A 19,059-nucleotide genomic window follows, 5' to 3' on the forward strand; every position below is an offset into this window, starting at 1 on the left:
TAACTCCTGAAATCATGACGGCGGCCTTGCTGGCGTCGTCCGACTATTGCCTGGTTTCTCCCTACACCTGCATGCTTCCTGGTCAACCCAATGTAGGTGTCTTGCGCGATTAAAGCGATTGCCACGTATGCGGCAGCAACTGATCGATTTCACTCGCCCGCTGCGTCGGCAGGCGCGTCAGCACATCTTTGAGGTACGCATAGGGATCCTGCCCATTGATGCGGGCTGACTGGATCAAACTCATAATCGCTGCCGCCCTTTTGCCGCTACGAAGAGACCCTGCAAACAACCAGTTTGAGCGCCCCAGTGCCCATGGACGGATCTGGTTCTCCACTTGGTTGTTATCGATGGGCACAGCCCCATCGTCGAGGTAGCGCGTCAGCGCTAACCAACGTTTAAGGCTGTAATCCAAGGCTTTTGCCGTCGCAGATCCTTTGGGCACAAGATCGCGCTGGGTCAACATCCAGTTGCGCAAAGCTTTTGCCAACGGCGCCGCTTTTTCTTGTCGTATTCGCCAGCGATCTTCATCACTCATATCGTGCGCCTGGCGTTCGACCTCGTACAAGCCGCCAATCGAGTTGAGTGCCTTTTCGGCCAACTGACTTTTATTCGCCACGTGCAGATCAAAGAACTTGCGGCGGGCGTGAGCCATGCAGCCGATTTCGGTCATGCCTTTTTCGAACCCGGCTTTGTAGCCCGCGAAGTCGTCGCACACCAGTTTGCCGTTCCAGGAGCCGAGGAAATTGCGGGCATGTTCACCCGCGCGGCTTGGGCTGAAGTCGTAGACCACCGCTTTAACCGCCGTGAACGGCGTGGTGCAGTAAGCCCAGACATACGCGCGGTGAGTTTTCTTCTGGCCGGGCGCAAGCATTTGCACCGGCGTCTCATCAGCATGTACAACCCGCTGCGCCAGGACGACCTCTCGCAGGGCATCAACCAAAGGCTGAAGTTGCACGCCAGTTTGCCCGACCCACTGAGCCAGCGTGGAGCGCGCAATAGGCAAGCCGGCGCGGCCGAAGATTTTCTCCTGCCGGTACAGCGGTAAGTGGTCGGCGAACTTCGCCACCATCACGTGCGCGAGCAGGCCTGCAGTAGGTATGCCTTTGTCGATTATTTGGGCCGGTACCGGCGCCTGGATCAGTGCTTCGCATTGGCGGCAGGCCCACTTTCCACGCACATGCTGCTCGACCGTGAACACGCCCGGTGTGTAATCCAGCTTTTCGCTGACATCTTCGCCGATACGCTGAAGTTGGCAGCCGCAGGCGCACTTAGTCTTTTCCGGCTCATGGCGGATCACGGTGCGTGGAAACTGCGATGGCAGGGGCGCGCGTTTGGGCTGCTGACGTGTCTTCCCTGGAGCCGGCTCCGGCGGGAGTGCGCTCAGCTCGGCGTCGATAGCCTCCAGATCCGTGTTGAGCAGATCGTCGAGCAAGTTGCCTTGGTCAGGGCTGATCTGCTCGCTGCGCTTGGCAAACCGATGCCGCTTGAGGATGGCAATCTCGTGGGTCAGCTGCTCAATGATGGTCTGATCGCGATGGATCTTTCTGCCCATGGTGTCGACCTTCGACATCAACTGCGCCGCTAATGCACGTAGTTGGTGAGTGGTCATTTGGTCGAGGTTGGGCAAGGATGTCATGAATTGGATTTTACCAAAGCAGGTCGGTTGCGACAGCAAGCCCGGATGCTATTTACTGCTTTTTTAAAGCAATGTGATGGTGCCACCTATGCCAACCCGCTGCCAAGGCAACCCCAAAACCAAGGCCTGAAGTTGTTCGTTATCAAGTTCAATTTCCAGGCCATGGCGGATACCCGGCCAGTGAAACTTACCCTGATTGAGACGCCGCGCTGCGAGCCAGACACCCACACCGTCATGCACCAGAACCTTCATCCGGTTAGCGCGGCGATTGGCGAAAAGATAAGCACAGTGCGGCTTCGCCGTACCGAACACCGCGATTACCCTAGCCAGCGCGGAATCGGTGCCCGCGCGCATATCCAGAGGTTCGGTGGCGAGCCAGATGGCGTCGATACGAATCACCGGGTCAGCCCGCGAATGAATCGAGCGCAACCATCAGGATCAGCTGAGGGCCATTTCACAATGATGATCTGCTGCCCGAAGGGGATTTCCAGATTCACCAGCAATGGCTGATCGGGCAGAGCTATGGGCTCCAGTTTTATTGGAACGAAGGCGGGCAAGGCCGGTGCCTGAAAATCTTGATGAAGAGGTATCCACTTGCGAACCAGATTGGCATTGATGCCGTGGCGCAGGGCAACGCTGGCCATCGACACGCCGGGTTGCAGGCATTCCTGGACTATCTGGGCTTTAAGGGGTTTGGGATAAGACGTTCTTCGGCGCATGGGAATCCTGACGATAAGAGTGATGGTGTCCACGTATTTTCAGGTGGAGAACATCGCCCTTATTGCTGGGATCGGGTAGGTGACTTTGCCGGACGGTTACTGGTGATCACCGAGCGCCGGCGTTTTACCTTCATTGGTTTCGATCCGGGGTCGCTTGACGCCATGCACCGGATTGCCGCCGGTGACCGCATTGCTGTTGAGCAGGTGGTCATAGAGGCTGGCCAGCGCCGCCATTTTGCGGCGGATGGTTGCGCCGGCCAGGCCCCGGCGCTCCAGATCGGCGCGCCAGGCGAGTACGTGCGCCCGGGTCACCGAACGGAATTCGTCTGCAGTCGCTAAGCCTACGAAATGACAGAAGTCCTCCAGGTCGCCTTGGTACGCACGCCGCGTGCGCGGGTTGTCGATATTGGCGAACCACTCGACGGCGGCCGGCACGGCGGCCAAGTGCTGGAATTCCGCAGCGGTTAGCCGGCGTTCCTGCTGGGTAACAATTTCAGTCACGTCACAGCCCTCGCCAGTTATCGCGATGAACCTCGCGACAGCGGTGGATCACTTGCGCTACGAGCGGATCGCATGGGGTAGCGTGTATCCAACTATTCTCAAAGGATGGGAGAGGACCTTCGGCTTGTAGCACCGCATTCAATTCCAGCGAAAGCAGGATCAGCGTTTTAAACGCGTTGGGAACCTGGACATTTTCAAACTGCGCTCGCTGCTCTTTTATCGCATTCAGCGTATCGCTGGCTTTGATCCTACTGTCCCATTCTTTGGACTTGTGATGGACCAACGCATTGCGTGACTTTATCAATGCTTTAAGTCCATTGATGGCTGGGCCATCCTCTCGAAGGGATCGGCCACAAACCAATCGCGGAATGATTAGCCATTTGCCCACTACATCCAGCTTGTCCAGGTACTTTTTTGCAAAGTGCTCGCCTAGCTGGAGGGTCGCAAATTCATACGCCGCAGCTTCAAGGGTCATGGCGGAGAAAACGATGGTTTTAATTCCCATCATTTTCTTTCTTTTTTCGTGCTCATGGTAAGCAGCAGCGTCATGTTCCAGCTCTGGGCGAATCACAGGGCTGGCTTTTTCCGATAAGAACTGAGCAAACGCCTCCTCGGCAATTTCTGCGTAGGTGTCCACCATGGTGTCCTCGAGGATCCAACCATCGCGCATTTGAAACGGTTCAGTGGTACCCATCAAGAATTCTCAGCTAATTAACGATAACGAATTTGAAGGGGAGACTCAGTTGTTTGTCCACGAGGCCGACACGCTCAGTTCCCTGCAGGCAGAAATGGACCCCACAAAAGCCGCACGAAAGAAATTCAGATACGTGGACTTGGTCTCAGTGATACCAGTGGCTTAGCTGATTGAACTGCAGGAAGCATGACGAATATTTGATGAAGCCCAATCAGGCATATGCAGCGGCGATCTGATTTCTGCCCTGACCCTTGGCCTCATAAAGCGCCAGATCCGCCGCCCTCAACCAATTCTCAGCGCTATCATCATGGACGCTGAACTCGGCAAACCCAATGCTGAGCGACACGGCTGGGACGTCGAGCCGCTCACTAAAAGTCTGCTGGAGATGTTGCTGCAGTCTCGCGAGAGTGGCTCGAATCTGTTGAATGTTCGATCCGCGGATAATCAGTCCAAACTCGTCTCCGCCAATCCGCCCGGCAGTATCGGTTGGACCCTTTACCTTGGCCAGTACCTCGCTGAAAAGTTTGATGACGGCGTCACCTGCCAGATGGCCATACCCATCATTGATCGCTTTGAAATGATCCAGATCGATTAGTGCCACTGCAGAGCGGGCAAGGCCTCGCTTGGCTAATTCGTATTCTTCGTCAAGGATGCTGCGCCAAGCGCTCTGGTTGAGTAAGCCAGTCTGCATATCCGTTCGGCTGTGCTCACGAAATGCACGTTTATGCGCCGCTAGTTTTGCGCTTAAGTGGTAGGCAGCGCCTCCGACCGCCAGTGGGTACACGGCGAGCATTGGTATACAGGCGTAAACCTGTAGAGGGGTCGTCTCCGGCGCAAATCCCGGGTTTAAGAGGCCAGTGAAGGCCAACACAGCAGTCGTCAGCGACGCGAGCGATAAACGAAGTAATAGAGGCCCCCCTACCGCAATACTGTTCATGCACAGCATGGAAATTAGCAAGGTTGTGGGAAGCAGATTGAAGTGCATAGCAGCCACCCACAACCCGCCAAAGGCCGATTCGACAAGCAAATTACGGCGTTCAACGATATAGGGTATCGCGCTCCTGCGAGCCAGCAAGAACGCTAGATGAGGCCAGACAAAGCCTTGGAAGGCCAGAAGGCCCCATATCCAGGCTGGGGTAGGGAGGGTGTACAGCACTGCGGCAACTGCCCAGAACCCAACAGCAGAACCTAGCGCCCGCGGCAAGTACAAGCGTTTGGCAAAAGATCCTGTTTTTGAGGTCATGAATTTATCGTCTGCAGGTGATCGGCGGGCATGGTAGCTCGTATTTGGTAGCCTTGCGCCACCATCCGACCGAGGGTGTAATGCTAAGTTCAATTCAAACGATCAGTTAATCCTCTCTAAACCTGTGCTTACTCATTGTTTCGACGCTGCGCATCCATCATAAATTGCAGATTGACGTGCCGCGTCTATTCGCCCGCATCACCATAAATACACGCCTGATTTACGGTCATTCCCGCAGGCCAACTAATCATGGCTCAGCGTTGCCAACCCAGCAGAACCAATCGGTGACGAGTGGCACTCTGCCATCTTCTTCGTTGTGGCTTAATATCGTATCGAGCAAAACCGCTTTGGATATAGCCCAGACAGGAGTTTGGCATGACGCCTAAAAAAGCAATGGAACACGCCCGCCAGGACATCGCGGAGTTACACACCTCTCCGACTTACGATTGCTGCGAAAAAATGCATGCGGCCATTCGCGGCTACAGTCAGGCTCTGCTGGACGGCGGCCGGATCAGCGCAGCACAGCAGAAAGTGCTGATGGCCGAGGCCGACGCGGAATTAAGAGGCTGGGAATTGCCATCCGTACCCTACGCCTAGCGTCTGCCACAGCAAGTGGACCAGGTATGAATCGAAGTAAGCGTCCATTCCATGCCCAGGACACACGAACGCATCACCGAGCAAGTAGGGTGGTCTAGTGGAATCGATCCGCCTCGCCTGAGTGCTGCATTTGCAAAGCACAACGCGGCGATCACGATCGATTATATTCGTCAGGTGCGTGAGTTAGGCATTTAGGTTGTAGCTAATGCTGTTACAGCATAGTAACCGCTTGTCTGGCTGACCCTAGGGAGTTGGTCGGGGCAATGATCTATGCTGCCTGTGAGCTGCGTAGAACGGGATATCCGTTAAATAGTCCCCCGGACTTTGCGTGAAGTCTGGGGCCTTCTGTGGAAGGCCACAACTGACTCACGAGAAAGCGGCTGCAGAAGGACGGGAAATCCCAATTTTCCGTGAACACCAGGTAGGGCCTGCTGATACCCTTGTTAGGAGGCCCTGGCCTGACTCTCTCCAGATCCAGCACGATTCCCGTGCAATCCTGACAGAGAGGCCGCATGACCACCCGCCGCGCTACTTCGCTTCGATCTGGACAATTCAAGCACCTGATCCGCGTTGCATCCGTCACTGACCGTTTGCCAGAGCGCGATGTGATGTTGTTCCATTAGCAACTTGGATCAGAGAGTCGCGTCACCTAGAAGCCGCAATAGCTGGGATTGTTCCCGTGATCATCGATCTTGAATGGTACGGAGGGGAGGCGGATACACCAGTAATCCACAGAGCATTGGAGCGGTCGAGTTTCCTGGTCTATTGGGGTTCGGCGTGATGGTATTTTTCAAGCTCGCCTTACCGAGGCCATGTGCAAAGGAAAACCTCGCTCGACTCGGCAGCCCACATAGTGCGGGCTAAGCTCAATGGTCGTCGGTAGCCTCGACTACGACAGAGTTCTGAGCCATTCGAATTTTTGAGCTCAAAGATTTTTCGCACAGATTGGCTGTGATCGGGCATCAAGCAGCGGTTCGCTGCGGAGTTGTCCATCAGGTGCAACACCTTGGTAACGGGCGCAGCCCTTGGGGTCGTACTCAATGCGCGCTTTCTGATACTTGAGTCGCGCATCAGCCGCCTGAAAGGCGGTGACCTCGGCGCTCGGTAAGCCGTCATTGCCATAAGAATGAAGGACTGTAGTAGCTGGCTTAGATTGCGCACAGCCTGCGATCAAAGCTGAAGAGAGAATAAATAACAGTGCTTTCATCAGGGCTTCCCATGGTTAAGGATGTTGCTGAACAATTTACTAGTCTAATCGATCTTGGAAGAGTCAGGCCTTGGCCTTCGTCAAGGCTACCGGAAACTGCGCTGCCACGCCGCAGCTGGGATGCTTGATTAGGGTCAGATTTACCGCTTTCCGCCTATACCCGCTTGCCAAGCAAATCCAAATAGGAAAACGCGACCATGGATACTCCGCAAGTCATTTTTTTATGGTCATGGCAACCGGCATCAAACATGGCCAGAGCCCGTTCCACTTCGTGCGTTCCCTAGTCGTGCCCATGCGGAAGAATGGCAGGGCAATTTGCTGGATTACCACATCAGCCCGCCGGATCTTCCTGCCGGGGGTGTTGATGCCGATTGGAAAGAGTACGACGCTCAGTTAAAAGCATGGCGCGATGCCCATCCAGTCGGAGTTGCCGTACCAAGCGGAGATCCTTTTTCAGCTGCTGTCTCTGCTACTCGCATGCCCATGCTGATGACCGACCCTCGCCTGAAGCGAATCCCAGACGAAACCACCATTCTCAACTTCCGTCGCCTGCGGGAAAAACACGAGTTGGCCACTGGCATTCTCGGCGTGATCAATGACTAACTGGGCCAGCGTGGCCTGTCACTGCAACAAGGCACCTCGTCGATGCCACGCTGATTCATGCGCCACTTCGACCAAGAATAAGGACAGTAAACGCGACCCGGAAATGCACCAAACGAAGAAGGGCAACCAGTATTACTTCGGTGCCAAAGCGCACATTGGTGTCGACGATGACTCGAGGCTGGTGCACAGCGTGGTGGTCACTGCGGCCAACGTGGCGGACGTGACCAAGTCGACAAACTGCTACACGGTGCTGAGAACGTGGTCTGCACCGATGCAGGCTATACCGGTGTCGCGAAGCGCAAAGAGCATGCTGGACGCCAAGTCATATGGCAGGTTGCAGCCGGGCGCAGCACCTACAAGAAGCACGGAAAACGCAGCGTGTTGTACAAAGCAATACGCAAGATCGAGAGAGCCAAAGCTCAGGTTCGCTCCAGGTTGAGCATCCATTTCGGGTGATCAAACGCCAGTTTGGTTACGTCAAGGTCCGCTATCGCGGCCTGGCGAAGAACACGGCACAGGTACTGACGCTGTTTGCGCTGTCGAACCTGTGCATGAAGCGAAGCAACTGCTGCCTGTCGTGGCCGAGATGTGCCTGTGATCGGAGGAATTGCGCGAAAAAGTGTCGAAAGCGATGGAAATTCCAACATTTGAGCGCAGCTCAGCGTGCCGATATCACATGTCTCGTCATTTGGTAGTGTTGATCAGACCATCCTTAACGCCCGGAGCGCTTGAGGAAGGTGCCCTGGCGCAGCGAGGTTTCGATTTCTTCCAACGACCGGCCTGCGGTTTCCGGTACGAAGAAGAAGATGAAGAGCACGCCCAGGACGTTGAGCAGACCATAGAACGCCATGGCGCCTCCTACCCCCAGAATACTGACCAACGATAGCGCGGTCCCGGTTAGCAGCAGATTGGAGCCCCAGAGCATAGCGGCGTGGGCGCCAGTCGCCTGATCACGGATCGACAGCGGATAGATTTCCGAGCCCACCAGCCAGCCGATGATCTGGATACCCGCCGAGTTGAAGACCATGAACAGCAGCAGCAATGTCACCACCAAGCCGCCATGGTGTTCGCCACCCAGTTGCCAGCGGAAGACGGCAGCCAGGGTCAGCAGCACGATGGCCGCCAGGGGCATAGTCACTAGCGTCAACCGCCGGCGACCAACATGGTCCACCACAAGCTTGCCGACAAAGGTCATGACTAGATAGGTAATGGCCACGCCCAATGCCGCCAACAGCGCCGAGGAATGGCCAAAGCCAGCCTCGGCAAGGAAGGTCGGCGTGTAGTAGATCATCATCTCGATGCCCGACAGCTGGGTGAACGCCGCGACGCCGAGTCCGGCGATCAGGGCGGGCCGCAACCATGGCTGCCGCAGCGCCGCCCAACCCGTGGGGGCGTCCTCGAGTCGCTCTTGGACCGCCCGGATCTCGGCGATCTCCCTGCGCACCTCGCGGGATGTCTCACGTACCTGTTCGAGGGTTTCGCGCGCCTCGGGCACTTGGTCGGTCTCCACCAGCCAGCGCGGGCTGTCAGGCAGCCAGAGCATGCCCAGGAGCAGTATCAACGCCGGCACGGCGGCCGCACCGATCATCCAGCGCCAGGTCCAGGATTCCTGCAGCACGTAACCGACCACGGCCGCCAGGAGGATGCCGATGCCGATGGACACGTTGAAATAGGCCACTAGCCGTCCGCGCTTGTCCGGCGGTGCCAGTTCGGCGATGTACATGGGCACGATCTGCGTCGAGGCGCCCACCGCCAGCCCCAGCATGAAGCGAAAGGCCCCTAGCCAAAAAGCGGTGGGTGCAAAGGCGCAGGCCAGCACTCCGACGATGTATAGCAACGCGACCAGCATGATGGTGCGGCGTCTGCCTAGGCGCGTGGACAGGCGAGTGCTGCCCACGGCGCCCAGCACGGCACCGGCGAGGATGGACGCGGTAACCAGTTCCTGAGCCTGGTGATCGAGGCCGAAGTCACGGCTGATCTGCAGCAGGGCCCCTGAAATGATGCCGGTGTCGTAGCCGTAGAGCCCGCCGGCGATGGCAGCCACGAAGGCAACGAAGATCATGTAATTGGAGGGGGAAAGATTGCCCTGAGGTTGGGGCTGTTGTCCGGAAAGGGATTGCGGTGGAGTAGACACAGATGCTCCTCTGTCAAGACACTTGCGCCACTGGAATAAGTGCACCAGATCGAGCGCATTAAGGGTGCGGCAGCAATAAAGGAAGTCAGCTCATCGAAGGGTCAGGAATTTGATCTGAGAACGAAGGCATAATGCTCAGTAGCACTGAGCATCAATCGGCCATTGTAAACAATCGGCAGCGGCTTTCCCAGTGCATTATCTCCCTTGGATACTCGACAGGCCCACTTCAGCGAAAAGCGCCAGAAGTTTCGAATAGACTTGAGCCAAATCGTCGGTGTCGAGTCGACGGGCTCACTAGACGTTCGATAAAAAGCACGGCGCATGTTAGATGTAAGTAGGTCCTTCACCCTCACGATGGATAGCAGAAAGTGGAGAAAAGCCGAAATTGGCCCTGCCTTGACGCGAACGATACCCATCTCGGGGGGGGATTCAGAGGCTCTACTGCCTACAATGCATCATGACAGGAAAATTATTCGCTCATTGAGTGCCATCAAGAGCTTCTAGAATTTCCAAGATCCAGAAAATCCATTTCCTCGTTATTAAAAAAGCATCACCGCTGCTCGCTCGCTTCTTACATGGAAATCCTCGTGTGAAAAATAACCCGAATGGGAAACGTACTAAAGAGGGCGCAAGCCAAAGCCTTGAAACCGTCCACCATGTCTTGGCACAACTATCACCTTTGTATCTGGTCCATACAATCGCCCAAAGTATTCACAGCGGAACATCATTGAGCGGATGTTTGGCTGGCTGAAAGAGAACCGAAGAATAGGGACTCGCCACGACAAGCTGGCTCGTTCAGCTTGTTTGCCGAGGAACGTGTCTAATGAGCATGTACAAATTCGCTCGCCCCAGGGAATGGGAACTTGGAAAACTGGACGCATCGCTGGGCCCTATACCGGGTGCCTCAAGTCTCGAAGCTGCGGCTGGGCCCAATGGCCACATCGAGCACGAGTGCCTTTTACCCACGCTCCGGATTGCTCGACCGCTAGCAAAGGGCACATCAGTGCTCAGGCCTGGCATTTATTGAAGAGACGAGGTTGCCGCGGGTTTCAAGAGATTCGCCCGGATCAAGTGAACGCGGGCATGATCGAACTTGCCGGCGCGTTCCAGCTCAGTGGCCATGTCCAGATGCCAGTCCATCATCGATCGAAGTTTGGCGACCTGGCCAGGGCTTCGTCCTTTTACTGTGGGCATCCTGCCCTTCTTTAGATTGTGGCTTACACTGCCACAGCATAGTGCCCACGTGCCGGGGCCCACATACGACTTCGGTATGACGTCCAACGAGGAATGCCCGCCATGCCCATGACCAATGCCGACGCCGTGGCCCGCGCGCAGGACATGATCGACACAATTGGCACGCTGTCCGACGGACTGGCACAGTGCAACGCCGCCCAGGCGCGCTACTACATTGCCTCGCTGTACGAGCTGGGCCTGCTGGAGCAATCCCAGTTTAACGAGCTGATGGCGGCCAACGTGCAGGCGCTCAATGACTGGGAAACGCACCACGCCGGCATGAATGCCGATGGCCTCTTGAATGATTGATTGCACTTACAAAATGAAGAAGACCCCGGAGCGCGTCGCTGAGCGCGTCGAGCTGCTGATCGAGGCGATCCGTGGCGGGATGAGCGACGCGTTCGCCGAGCACAATGCCGCGTTGACCATCGACTACATCAAGCAGGTGCATGAGATGGGCATCATCAATGCCGAGCAGTTAGAGGCATTGGTGATCGCACTGAATGACGCAGCGGACAGTTGGTATCCAAAGGTGGACAAAGAAGGCCTGCCTCTGGAGGGCTGACGCGCGTTACCGATATCGGGTCATTGGTTAAATAGGCCCCCGGACTTTCCGACAGTCTGGGGGCCTTTTTCATGCCTTTCGGACACCGATTTACGGTAAACGGGAAACCGATTTAGGCTAAGTCGGTTTCGGGTGCAAGCCTGCCCCCCATCAGCAAAGGACAAAGGATGAACACAGATCTGTATGAAGTCAGTCTCTCTGGTGGTCACCCTGGTTATCAGAGCGTGAGTCTGCGGTGCCGCCCAGGCTACGATAACCATGTGGTTGTCATGGTTGATGTACAAAAGTTGATTCACTACTCGGATCAGCACGAACACCAAAGCTTTGTCGTCTCACCTGTAGAGGAATGGGACCAAGATAAACGCCAGGGCATCTTTGAATTTCTGGCACCACCTGGTCCGAAGGAGCGGCACGTCGAAATGCCGATCGTTTCTTTCAACGAGGTTAAAGAAGAGTCCAAACAGCCTATCTTGAAAATATTGGGTCGTAGGTCTGAGCGCGTGTCGCGCTGGGTCGGCTACACCAATGGTCGTCATCGCACGCGCTATCTTCACTTCGCGGGTGCGCAAGAAATGCCGGTCATGTGTCACAAGGACCAGGTGGCACTTCTTGAGCAATATTGCGGCGTTTAGCTGCTGCTTAGCGCATACGTAATCATTTTCCGTGAACACCGCGCCGGGCCTGCCTGTAAGCTATTCAGGAGGCCTGCTGGCTACTCTCTCCAGATTCATCGCGATTCCCGCGGCATCCTGACAGAGAGCCCGTATGACTCCCCGCCATGCCACTTCGCTACGCCCTGGGCAATTCAAACACCTTATTCGCGTTGCATCCGTCACTGGCCGTCTGGCGACGACTATAACGGGGCGAAAGCGTGGGTCGCTGTTGACCCCGATCAGGACTAGGAAAAGCCATGGGCATTATCAAGATCGAGCAGGACAACCCCAAAACCGTGATGCGCATTCGTGACAGGATTTCCGCCGTCAGCGATGCGCCCAGCGATCTCTTGGTGAGTTACTACCATGCTTTGGCCCTAGGCTGGATTATGGCCTTGGGCCTAGAAAACGTGATCAGCCCAAGCATGAGAAACACCTTGGAGACCGAGCTGAAACAGACACATCAGGCTAGGCAGACTCAGGTCCAGCCGATCAGGCCGAGTATCTAGGAAAAGGGTGGCGGCGCAGTAACAGTAGCCTCCCTGTTTTTCTGAATGAATACCTTACGTGGCATGTCTCATGCGCTGACGGCTCCATTCCGGCGCCGGCATTGCCAGGACTCCCCACATGACTTCACCTCTTAACGTCGTCGCGATCATGAAAGCCAAGCCAGGCAAGGAAGCGCAACTGAAAAACCTACTGCAATCCGCCCTGCCGCAATTCCAGCACGAGCCTGGGTGCCAGGCCTATGCGCTGTTGACGGATCTCGAAGACCCCACCCGCTTTGTTTCCTACGAAAGCTGGGACGATGAAGCGGCATTGCAAGCGCACATGAAGGCCCCGACCCTGACAAACGCTATGCCGGTTCTGGAAAATATCCTAGCCGAGCCCATGCAGCAGATTCGCCTTAATCAATTGCCGGGCAGCACCGTCTAGGCCGTGGTATGCCATGTACGCGGGATTGACATCCGATCAAAGGGACTGAGTCATGAAACATATTTTCTTCACTTCGTTGTTTGCTTTTAGCCTGACCGCTACAGCTGCACAGCAAAGCCTCAATCTTCCAAGCTGCGACATCCAAAACCAACAAGAAATAGCCGGCGAGACCGGCGGGCAGATCAGCGATCCAGGACAAGCACATATCTCAGTAAGAGCGAATGTTCTAAATGCCGATATCAGTACCTCAAGAAAAGGCCGTCGTATTACCGAGGTTGAAGCACAGCGCATGGTGAAACGTGTAGAGAACGTCCGGAATGAAACTAATCGGTTCGTCGAGCAGCAGGGTTTCTTGAGCGCGGCAGAGAAAGCTAGCTTTGACCTTGAGTTCGATGCCATTGCGATGCAGCTGTGTAGGTAAGAAAAATTGAGTAACGCCCAATTCCCGTCACGAGTGGGGCTGTGACCGTAGAGGAATACAGCGACGCCGCGGCCAAGATTGACGCTGCATTGGCGGCCCTGCGCGCAAAACGCACCTGACACAGGAAAGCACCAGGTTCACCCCAATCCCAGCCATCGAGCTGGGCCGAGGCAGTAGGATAGGGAGCACTCGCTTTCAAAGATCGAGAAGGGAATTCGAATGCAGATCGTGAAAACCAAAGGGCACCTAATCTATAGCGCTAATCATGGAGCACCCAGCCACGCATGCCTCGGGAGTTGTCGGAAGGTTTGGTGGCCGGACGACATCCCATCGAACTTGGCAGTTCTGGCGAATCCAGCCTGTCCGCAGTGTGGCGGGCCGCTCACGATGGATATCCCATCAGGGCATTACAGGGTGATTTCTGATAATGCAGGGGTGCTGAAAAAAAACGGCGCAACGATCACAAATGCTGGCCTCAACCTCGGCAATTGATCAGTAAGGAAATTAGCATGGCAAAGAAAGTCATCGTGAAAAGCGGCACGGTTTATAACACCCTCGGCGCTGCTAAAGCTTACTTCGATGCTTTACGGGAGAGGACGGCCATCGAGGGCAAGCTCTCAGATCCTGATCGATCTGACGTGCTCGACATCTACCACCGTTATTGCCAACTCGACAGCTGGGGTGGAGAGGTGAAAGACACAGTTGATGTGGTTGCTGTCTGGGACAATAGGGCACGTGGGCCAGGTCAATACGCTCAAACGAAGGCCTTCGCAGTGGTTTCCGAGTCTGGCGAACGCTCCATTTTTAGCATCGGTCAAGCGCTGGCCAAAATAGCGGTCTGATCATCAGACCGAGAATCACGGAAAAATCCGCTGTGCACTACAGGCCTTTGGCAGTACCGGGGCGCGTCTTTCGCGTCCGAGAGTTCAAGGGGAAGATCGCTTCCAGAATGTTGCCGATGTGCAAAAAGAGATCACAGGTAGGTCATGGATGAAAGCAGAACTCAGTGATGCCCCGGAACGAATTACCCGAAGAGGCCACAGGCGTGGCGTGCAAAGTCTTGTCGCGTGCCTAGCAATAGGCAGTGTTATTGGAGTAAGCGCTTTGCTGTGGTCAACCCGATCGGAGCCCCACCGAGGAGTCGCGTCGATGGAATCCAAAGCTCAGGAGTTGAACGCAGAAGTGGACAGGGGCTCTGCCATACGCTCGAGTTCAACATCGTTGGACACGGGTCCTAACCCCGGGCCTCGGCAAACCAGCTTCAATAATCAGAACTTTGTTCCCACGGGCGCTCACAACATTGTCACCTTTCATCACAGCCCCTCTATCCCTCCTCGGGCTGAGTCTCCGCAGAAGGTCAAGCTGACGATCGTCCGGCAAACTCCCAGCATGAAGGATCGGGCGTGCTGGCCTTTCAGGCAGGGGAGTATTGAGTCCCGCAACTGTCGGCTTTCAGTGGGCCTCAAGCATCGCGACTAAAGAAAAATCGTCCGGAGGCTCAACCAATGAGTGATATTGAAAACCGACCTGTTCCATCACCTGGAGCAAGCTGTTCAGGACTTGGACGCTGACTCAATTAGCCTGGCTCACAACATGTTCGACGCCTTGCTGGAGCAGCTTTACGAAATCGGGGCCTTCACCGAGCGCTTTGAAAGATGGGGCTTTGGTCGTGATGAATCTGCGGGAGCGCAAGGCTCATGGCGTCGACGATCGGCATCTGATTTCCCCCCCAAAGGGCTGTACCGGCTACAACCCGGAAAGTTGAGGTAAAAGCAAAAATGCGGATTTTCTACTACTTTAAAAAACGTGCACTTCTAGCACGGGTTGCTGCCGAGCTAAAAGCTCAGTGCCATGACCAGGGCCTAGTCAACAAGGTGTGCTACAGCCTACCTGGTGTTCACATTACTGCCGAATTGGCGGAAGGCCGATTTCGGGTGAAGAACCGCCTGCGTGAATGCATGATCGTCACTTTTCTTCTTGCCGAAACCATGTGTGTGGTCGGTGTCCCGATCACTATCAAGGCAGCCTGTTTTGAGCTGCTCAATCAGCGCCGCGCAAGGATTCAGTCGCTGATTGACACCGGTGTTGGTAATGGTGAGCTCAATGAAACTGACATTGTTGACCTGGACCAGATCAGCGATGTTGGTATGCAACTTTTTTGGTCTGAACGCAGGGAGCATTTAGCGAGTTCGCTCATACAACCGTAGATAGGAAAATAGGAGTGACGCAAAGTGAAGGACACTGATCAATTGGAGGCGGCCCAGCACGACCAAGGGGCTAGAGGTGGGCAAACGATGCAAGGGGCTGAATCAGAGTCCGCGCCTATCACTGACGACGAGCCCAATCGTTTTGAATTAGAGCTAGCGTCTACCACAGACTTCGAACAAACAAAGATTAGCAACCTGCTGGAAACCATGGACACCCTCGAACTTTTTACGCTTGATTCTCAGTTCGGGGCTCTTTCCAGACAGGCGCTTGCCGATGGTCAGCACGGTGCATACCGAGCGTATCGGGTGCTAATGGTCGTGTGCTCATTCCATTTTTCCGTTGATCGCCAAGATGCATTCGTCCCAAGGTTGATCAGAGACGGAATGCGCACCTCTGCTCCAGCTGACATATGCGGTGAGCAAAGCCAAGTACTCGCCACCATTGCAGAAAATATCGATCATCCCCTGCTGCGCGCTAGGGTGGCTGACGTGGCTTGGTATAACCATAGAAAATTCCACCAATCCGCCAGTCTGTCGATCGAGGCTTACTGCCAGGCAATCGAGTTCTATCTCGACGACAAACTTTCTTTCAGCTATGAGCCACCCTCCGGCTTGTCCTCGAAAGTCGTTGATCTGATCCATCGGGTCTTCCATATCATCGCCAGTACGGGTAAGCGTAAAAACCCTCCTGATGCTTCTGTGGCTTCGTGGAAGCGCCTGTACGCTGAAGCCCAGAGGAAGCGGTGCTATTCGAGTTTCGTCCGACTTGCACGCTTGGCTGAGACATTCAAGCTAATTGAATGGGCACAAGTGGCTCAAGACGCTGAGGAGTTAGCAACCAATGCTGGGGCTAGTGAATACGCCATGGCGGTCAAGGGGGTGTGGGAGCTTGCCGCCCAGGCTCACCAACAATCACAAGATCATGAAGCCTTCAAGCGCTGCAAGCTCCAGTCGATCCAGCAGACCCTCAAGATGGGGGACGCTATCGAAAGCTACATGGCAAAAGCTAGTTGGACCCGAGATGCCATCCGAGAGCTTCGTTCAATCCCAGGGATGCAGGAAGAACTGAAGGTCTTGAAGGCCCAGTTACTGGAGCAGCAAGCGCAGGCTGCTCATGAATTCTCGGTCTTCCGAACTCCCATGGATCTAAGTGAGGAGCGCCAGGGAACTATCGATATCTTCAAGCACCTGACGCTTCCAGACTTCCTCTACAGGCTCGCGTTTGTCTGCGATGTGCCACAAAAAATAGCGTTGCATACCGACATCATCAAATATCGCAACGACTCGTTCCTATCTGACCTATTCAGCGGTCGGATATACACCGACGTCTTGGGGCGCGTAATTAACCAAGCACCAGTCGCCAACCTTGACCAAGCGCCGCCCCCAGAGTGGTACGAGCATGAGAGCCTGATCTATCTGGATATCCATTACCAGATGGCAGTCGAAAGTCGGGTGAAGCCCGCCGCGCAGACGTTGCTTACAAAATTTGCTTTAGACGATCGCCACCTTATGGCTATTGTATTGGCCAGCCCCTTCGTTCCTCCGGGATTCGAACACATCTACGCTCTCGGCCTCGCCCGCTTTCTCCAAGGCGACATGATGTCTGCCTGCCACCTGCTATTCCCTCAGTTAGAGAACTCGCTGCGTCATGTACTCAGCGATGCTGGTTTTGATACTTCAAAACTCGATGAAGAAATGCTTCAAGAAGACAGGTCAATCAGCGGACTGTTGAAAAATCGGCGTGATCAGTTGGAGTCGATTTTCGGAGTGGATCTGATTTACACCATTGACCTGTTGTTCAACCTCAAGGGTGGCCCCTGCCTGCGACACGAGCTAGCGCACGGCAAGTTGACTGCCGGCAATTGCTATCTTCATTCCAGTATTTATGCATGCTGGTTGATGTACTACATGGCCTGCCTACCATTGCTCCCGCACTGGAAAAGCCATATTGCACCGCATCTGGAAGAGTTAGCCCTTTGAAGGCTGGAGTGGGGAAGGCGGCTGCCGCGATTTGGGGCTTGCTGGCTGCTGCCGACCAGAGCGACAAGTCATCCCGTCCACCACCAGATCCACGGACAACGGAAAGATTTACCAAGCCCAATGCAGCAGTTCATCTGCGACCAAGGCAGGGGGGGACCAAGTTTGTTGAATATGAAGTAAACCTTTTGAGAAGTTAACGCTAGGGAGACGCTATGCACAGCAAGGAATTCACAAAACTGGCTGACGCCATCCGCACGCAAAGGGAGAATGGCTGGACAAAATCGTCGAGTGAGGCGATGCACTCTTTGGTCAAAGAGGCCTTGGCAAAGAACGAAATTACGCCGGAAGAATGTGACCAGCTCATCAGAATGATCGACGATGCGAACACGCCTCCACCGCCCCCGCCGCCCGGTGAGGAGCCAAAGTCCAAGAAACGAAAAACGCTGGGTTATCAGTGAAATTTGCCATGAGACATTTGATTGCACTGACCGCCGTCGTAATCCTCATGGCAGGCTGTGCAAGCCAGGAACAAAAGGCCGCCCAACAAGCGGCCGCCGAGGATGCCCAGTGCCAATCCTACGGAGCCACGCCGGGGACCGATGCTTACATTCAGTGCCGGCTATCGTTGAGCCAGCAACACGCACAGGCAGACCAGGCTCGGAAGCAGCGCGCGATACAGGCCCTGCAGAACTACCAGGCCCCGCAATCAGTACAGCCAATGCCAGTGAACACGTACCAGTTGCCCGCTACGGTGAACTGCACGTCAACCTCCTTCGGCGGGACGACCAACACCAGCTGCCGTTGACGCTGATCGTTTCTGCGGTCCAGCTCTCGGCCAGCGGGAAGACCGAGAGCGATCGGCGCTGGTCGACGCGTTTCCCTCTCAGCAGACGTATGGTCGAAGTTAAATAGGTAACGTTACCAAAATTTATTATAGTAACGTTACCTCAATTGAGTCAGATCCCAGATCATGGCCGACATCACCGAAGCACCTCCAGCATCATTGACCCAGGCTGCCCCTGAAAAGCGCAAGCCTGGCCGGCCATCGACCGGTCAAGCGCTGTCCCGTGCGACCATTCAACGTCAGTACCGTCAGCGCATTAATAGTAACGTTACTAAAAATACCGTTGAGTCCCTGGACGAGAACATGGCCTTGCGCGCACAGGTGCTCCAGCTGATGAACGAGCTGGAAGATGCGCAGATGAAAGCCCGGGTAGAATTCGAGTTGGGGGAAAAAGCTCGAGCGCGTGTCCGCGAGCTCGAACGACGTTTAGCCGGCGCTCAGCCGGCCGGCACCAAAAAGGCTTCATCTGAAGCGCGTTATGAGCTTCAAGCTCGAAGTGACTTTGATGGGGAATGGTTTCGAATGGGATCAGAGTGGACTTACAAGACGAAGTCCGTCGCTCTGGCAGATCTCACGCGGACTACAGAGGGGAAGGACGATTCGCCATATCGAATACTGGACCGCAAAACCGGCAAGATCCTTACGGCGTGAGCGGAGCCCCGGGTTGATTTCACCCGCACCCCACTTTGCCTTGCTGCCCGCCTATTAATGGTAACGTATTTCTTACACCTGCAAGTAAAGGCCAGTCAGCCTGATTGCGGGCAAGCCTGCTCCTTCTCAGATGACCGCGTCGACCTCTGGAAGAACGTCTCTCGGCATGAACAGCGAAAAAGTTGTGCCGTGGCCTTCCTGGCTCTCAACCGTAAGGCATCCTCCCGCCTGGATG

23 protein-coding genes and 3 pseudogenes are annotated in these 19,059 nt (G+C 55.2%); 18 read left to right on the top strand and 8 right to left on the bottom strand.

Translation table 11 applies throughout. The features are described from left to right. Positions 1-109: 109 nt before the first annotated feature. From tnpC to SLW75_RS27215, 6 genes and pseudogenes are all read right to left on the bottom strand, one after another. The gene (tnpC, locus tag SLW75_RS27190) at positions 110-1,636 is read right to left on the bottom strand and encodes an IS66 family transposase (protein ID WP_410935981.1); all 1,527 of its coding nucleotides are present in this window, start codon (positions 1,634-1,636) and stop codon (positions 110-112) included. 63 nt (positions 1,637-1,699) lie between these two features. Continuing rightward, the gene (gene tnpB, locus SLW75_RS27195) at positions 1,700-2,035 is read right to left on the bottom strand and encodes an IS66 family insertion sequence element accessory protein TnpB (RefSeq protein WP_162874182.1); all 336 of its coding nucleotides are present in this window, start codon (positions 2,033-2,035) and stop codon (positions 1,700-1,702) included. Further along, entirely contained in the window at positions 2,032-2,388 is a 357-nt protein-coding gene (tnpA, locus tag SLW75_RS27200; protein ID WP_410935962.1) for an IS66-like element accessory protein TnpA, read from the bottom strand. Before tnpA ends, tnpB begins: the two co-directional genes overlap by 4 nt. Positions 2,389-2,454: 66 nt before the next feature. Next, positions 2,455-2,856 (bottom strand): annotated as a pseudogene (locus tag SLW75_RS27205) (site-specific integrase); the annotation flags it as partial. 1 nt (position 2,857) lies between these two features. Next, positions 2,858-3,550, bottom strand: a complete 693-nt coding sequence (locus tag SLW75_RS27210; RefSeq protein ID WP_410935963.1) for a hypothetical protein — start codon at positions 3,548-3,550, stop codon at positions 2,858-2,860. A gap of 211 nt (positions 3,551-3,761) precedes the next feature. Continuing rightward, complete coding sequence (locus SLW75_RS27215) at positions 3,762-4,793, bottom strand: diguanylate cyclase (protein WP_410935964.1); 1,032 nt, start codon at positions 4,791-4,793, stop codon at positions 3,762-3,764. Between the two features lie 375 nt (positions 4,794-5,168). Between SLW75_RS27215 and SLW75_RS27220 the strand changes: the two genes are divergently transcribed. Further along, the gene (locus tag SLW75_RS27220) at positions 5,169-5,390 is read left to right on the top strand and encodes a hypothetical protein (protein WP_369317912.1); all 222 of its coding nucleotides are present in this window, start codon (positions 5,169-5,171) and stop codon (positions 5,388-5,390) included. Between the two features lie 925 nt (positions 5,391-6,315). Here SLW75_RS27220 and SLW75_RS27225 read toward each other — a convergent pair. Next, on the bottom strand, positions 6,316-6,597 hold the full coding sequence (locus SLW75_RS27225; protein WP_148279879.1) for a hypothetical protein: 282 nt from the start codon (positions 6,595-6,597) through the stop codon (positions 6,316-6,318). Positions 6,598-6,912: 315 nt separating this feature from the next. Here SLW75_RS27225 and SLW75_RS27230 point away from each other — a divergent pair, with 315 nt between their 5' ends. The 3 genes and pseudogenes from SLW75_RS27230 to SLW75_RS27240 all read left to right on the top strand — a co-directional run bounded on the left by SLW75_RS27230 (position 6,913) and on the right by SLW75_RS27240 (position 7,895). Continuing rightward, positions 6,913-7,200, top strand: a complete 288-nt coding sequence (locus SLW75_RS27230) for a hypothetical protein (RefSeq protein ID WP_410935965.1) — start codon at positions 6,913-6,915, stop codon at positions 7,198-7,200. 103 nt (positions 7,201-7,303) lie between these two features. Beyond that, positions 7,304-7,569: pseudogene (locus SLW75_RS27235) on the top strand (transposase); the annotation flags it as partial. Continuing rightward, positions 7,527-7,895 (top strand): transposase, encoded by a 369-nt coding sequence (locus SLW75_RS27240; protein ID WP_410935966.1) that lies wholly within the window; start codon positions 7,527-7,529, stop codon positions 7,893-7,895. The pseudogene SLW75_RS27235 and the gene SLW75_RS27240, both read left to right, overlap by 43 nt. Before the next feature lie 17 nt (positions 7,896-7,912). Here the strand turns inward: SLW75_RS27240 and SLW75_RS27245 are convergent, their stop codons facing one another. Beyond that, positions 7,913-9,334 carry a sugar porter family MFS transporter gene (locus tag SLW75_RS27245; protein ID WP_410935967.1) on the bottom strand — a complete coding sequence of 474 codons (1,422 nt, stop codon included), beginning with the start codon at positions 9,332-9,334 and terminating at the stop codon, positions 7,913-7,915. 693 nt (positions 9,335-10,027) lie between these two features. Here SLW75_RS27245 and SLW75_RS27250 point away from each other — a divergent pair. From SLW75_RS27250 to SLW75_RS27315, 14 genes and pseudogenes are all read left to right on the top strand, one after another. Beyond that, positions 10,028-10,132 (top strand): annotated as a pseudogene (locus tag SLW75_RS27250) (IS5/IS1182 family transposase); the annotation flags it as partial. A 498-nt stretch (positions 10,133-10,630) separates the two neighbouring features. Next, entirely contained in the window at positions 10,631-10,876 is a 246-nt protein-coding gene (locus SLW75_RS27255) for a hypothetical protein (protein WP_369317906.1), read from the top strand. Further along, positions 10,869-11,132 carry a hypothetical protein gene (locus SLW75_RS27260; protein ID WP_369317905.1) on the top strand — a complete coding sequence of 88 codons (264 nt, stop codon included), beginning with the start codon at positions 10,869-10,871 and terminating at the stop codon, positions 11,130-11,132. Before SLW75_RS27255 ends, SLW75_RS27260 begins: the two co-directional genes overlap by 8 nt. A gap of 167 nt (positions 11,133-11,299) precedes the next feature. Next, the gene (locus SLW75_RS27265; RefSeq protein ID WP_410935968.1) at positions 11,300-11,764 is read left to right on the top strand and encodes a plasmid fertility inhibition factor family protein; all 465 of its coding nucleotides are present in this window, start codon (positions 11,300-11,302) and stop codon (positions 11,762-11,764) included. A 278-nt stretch (positions 11,765-12,042) separates the two neighbouring features. Further along, on the top strand, positions 12,043-12,294 hold the full coding sequence (locus tag SLW75_RS27270) for a hypothetical protein (RefSeq protein ID WP_192174986.1): 252 nt from the start codon (positions 12,043-12,045) through the stop codon (positions 12,292-12,294). A 118-nt stretch (positions 12,295-12,412) separates the two neighbouring features. Then, the gene (locus tag SLW75_RS27275; RefSeq protein WP_060709020.1) at positions 12,413-12,721 is read left to right on the top strand and encodes a putative quinol monooxygenase; all 309 of its coding nucleotides are present in this window, start codon (positions 12,413-12,415) and stop codon (positions 12,719-12,721) included. A gap of 52 nt (positions 12,722-12,773) precedes the next feature. Further along, positions 12,774-13,142 (top strand): hypothetical protein, encoded by a 369-nt coding sequence (locus SLW75_RS27280; protein WP_410935969.1) that lies wholly within the window; start codon positions 12,774-12,776, stop codon positions 13,140-13,142. 219 nt (positions 13,143-13,361) lie between these two features. Continuing rightward, positions 13,362-13,634, top strand: a complete 273-nt coding sequence (locus SLW75_RS27285; protein WP_410935970.1) for a hypothetical protein — start codon at positions 13,362-13,364, stop codon at positions 13,632-13,634. 17 nt (positions 13,635-13,651) lie between these two features. Beyond that, a complete protein-coding gene (locus tag SLW75_RS27290) occupies positions 13,652-13,984 on the top strand; it encodes a hypothetical protein (protein ID WP_410935971.1) in 333 nt (110 codons plus the stop codon). A 673-nt stretch (positions 13,985-14,657) separates the two neighbouring features. After that, a complete protein-coding gene (locus tag SLW75_RS27295) occupies positions 14,658-14,912 on the top strand; it encodes a hypothetical protein (protein WP_410935972.1) in 255 nt (84 codons plus the stop codon). Positions 14,913-14,920: 8 nt separating this feature from the next. Then, on the top strand, positions 14,921-15,349 hold the full coding sequence (locus SLW75_RS27300; RefSeq protein WP_410935973.1) for a hypothetical protein: 429 nt from the start codon (positions 14,921-14,923) through the stop codon (positions 15,347-15,349). 24 nt (positions 15,350-15,373) lie between these two features. Next, positions 15,374-17,329: a hypothetical protein gene (locus SLW75_RS27305; protein WP_410935974.1), complete on the top strand. Its 1,956-nt coding sequence runs from the start codon at positions 15,374-15,376 to the stop codon at positions 17,327-17,329. 212 nt (positions 17,330-17,541) lie between these two features. Further along, entirely contained in the window at positions 17,542-17,787 is a 246-nt protein-coding gene (locus SLW75_RS27310; protein WP_410935975.1) for a hypothetical protein, read from the top strand. Positions 17,788-18,299: 512 nt separating this feature from the next. Further along, positions 18,300-18,824, top strand: a complete 525-nt coding sequence (locus tag SLW75_RS27315; RefSeq protein WP_410935976.1) for a hypothetical protein — start codon at positions 18,300-18,302, stop codon at positions 18,822-18,824. Positions 18,825-19,059: the final 235 nt, after the last annotated feature.

Origin of the sequence: Pseudomonas sp. W5-01, assembly GCF_046540435.1 — a bacterium.
Classification (GTDB): Bacteria; Pseudomonadota; Gammaproteobacteria; order Pseudomonadales; family Pseudomonadaceae; genus Aquipseudomonas; species Aquipseudomonas graminis_B.

Bases quoted from the DNA above. Each gene is read 5' to 3' on its own strand.
- tnpC (WP_410935981.1), bottom strand. From the start codon at position 1,636: ATGACATCCTTGCCCAACCTCGACCAAATGACCACTCACCAACTACGT.
- SLW75_RS27210 (WP_410935963.1), bottom strand. From the start codon at position 3,550: ATGGGTACCACTGAACCGTTTCAAATGCGCGATGGTTGGATCCTCGAG.
- SLW75_RS27215 (WP_410935964.1), bottom strand. From the start codon at position 4,793: ATGACCTCAAAAACAGGATCTTTTGCCAAACGCTTGTACTTGCCGCGG.
- SLW75_RS27220 (WP_369317912.1), top strand. From the start codon at position 5,169: ATGACGCCTAAAAAAGCAATGGAACACGCCCGCCAGGACATCGCGGAG.
- SLW75_RS27225 (WP_148279879.1), bottom strand. From the start codon at position 6,597: ATGAAAGCACTGTTATTTATTCTCTCTTCAGCTTTGATCGCAGGCTGT.
- SLW75_RS27240 (WP_410935966.1), top strand. From the start codon at position 7,527: ATGGCAGGTTGCAGCCGGGCGCAGCACCTACAAGAAGCACGGAAAACG.
- SLW75_RS27255 (WP_369317906.1), top strand. From the start codon at position 10,631: ATGCCCATGACCAATGCCGACGCCGTGGCCCGCGCGCAGGACATGATC.
- SLW75_RS27260 (WP_369317905.1), top strand. From the start codon at position 10,869: ATGATTGATTGCACTTACAAAATGAAGAAGACCCCGGAGCGCGTCGCT.
- SLW75_RS27265 (WP_410935968.1), top strand. From the start codon at position 11,300: ATGAACACAGATCTGTATGAAGTCAGTCTCTCTGGTGGTCACCCTGGT.
- SLW75_RS27270 (WP_192174986.1), top strand. From the start codon at position 12,043: ATGGGCATTATCAAGATCGAGCAGGACAACCCCAAAACCGTGATGCGC.
- SLW75_RS27275 (WP_060709020.1), top strand. From the start codon at position 12,413: ATGACTTCACCTCTTAACGTCGTCGCGATCATGAAAGCCAAGCCAGGC.
- SLW75_RS27280 (WP_410935969.1), top strand. From the start codon at position 12,774: ATGAAACATATTTTCTTCACTTCGTTGTTTGCTTTTAGCCTGACCGCT.
- SLW75_RS27285 (WP_410935970.1), top strand. From the start codon at position 13,362: ATGCAGATCGTGAAAACCAAAGGGCACCTAATCTATAGCGCTAATCAT.
- SLW75_RS27290 (WP_410935971.1), top strand. From the start codon at position 13,652: ATGGCAAAGAAAGTCATCGTGAAAAGCGGCACGGTTTATAACACCCTC.
- SLW75_RS27300 (WP_410935973.1), top strand. From the start codon at position 14,921: ATGCGGATTTTCTACTACTTTAAAAAACGTGCACTTCTAGCACGGGTT.
- SLW75_RS27310 (WP_410935975.1), top strand. From the start codon at position 17,542: ATGCACAGCAAGGAATTCACAAAACTGGCTGACGCCATCCGCACGCAA.
- SLW75_RS27315 (WP_410935976.1), top strand. From the start codon at position 18,300: ATGGCCGACATCACCGAAGCACCTCCAGCATCATTGACCCAGGCTGCC.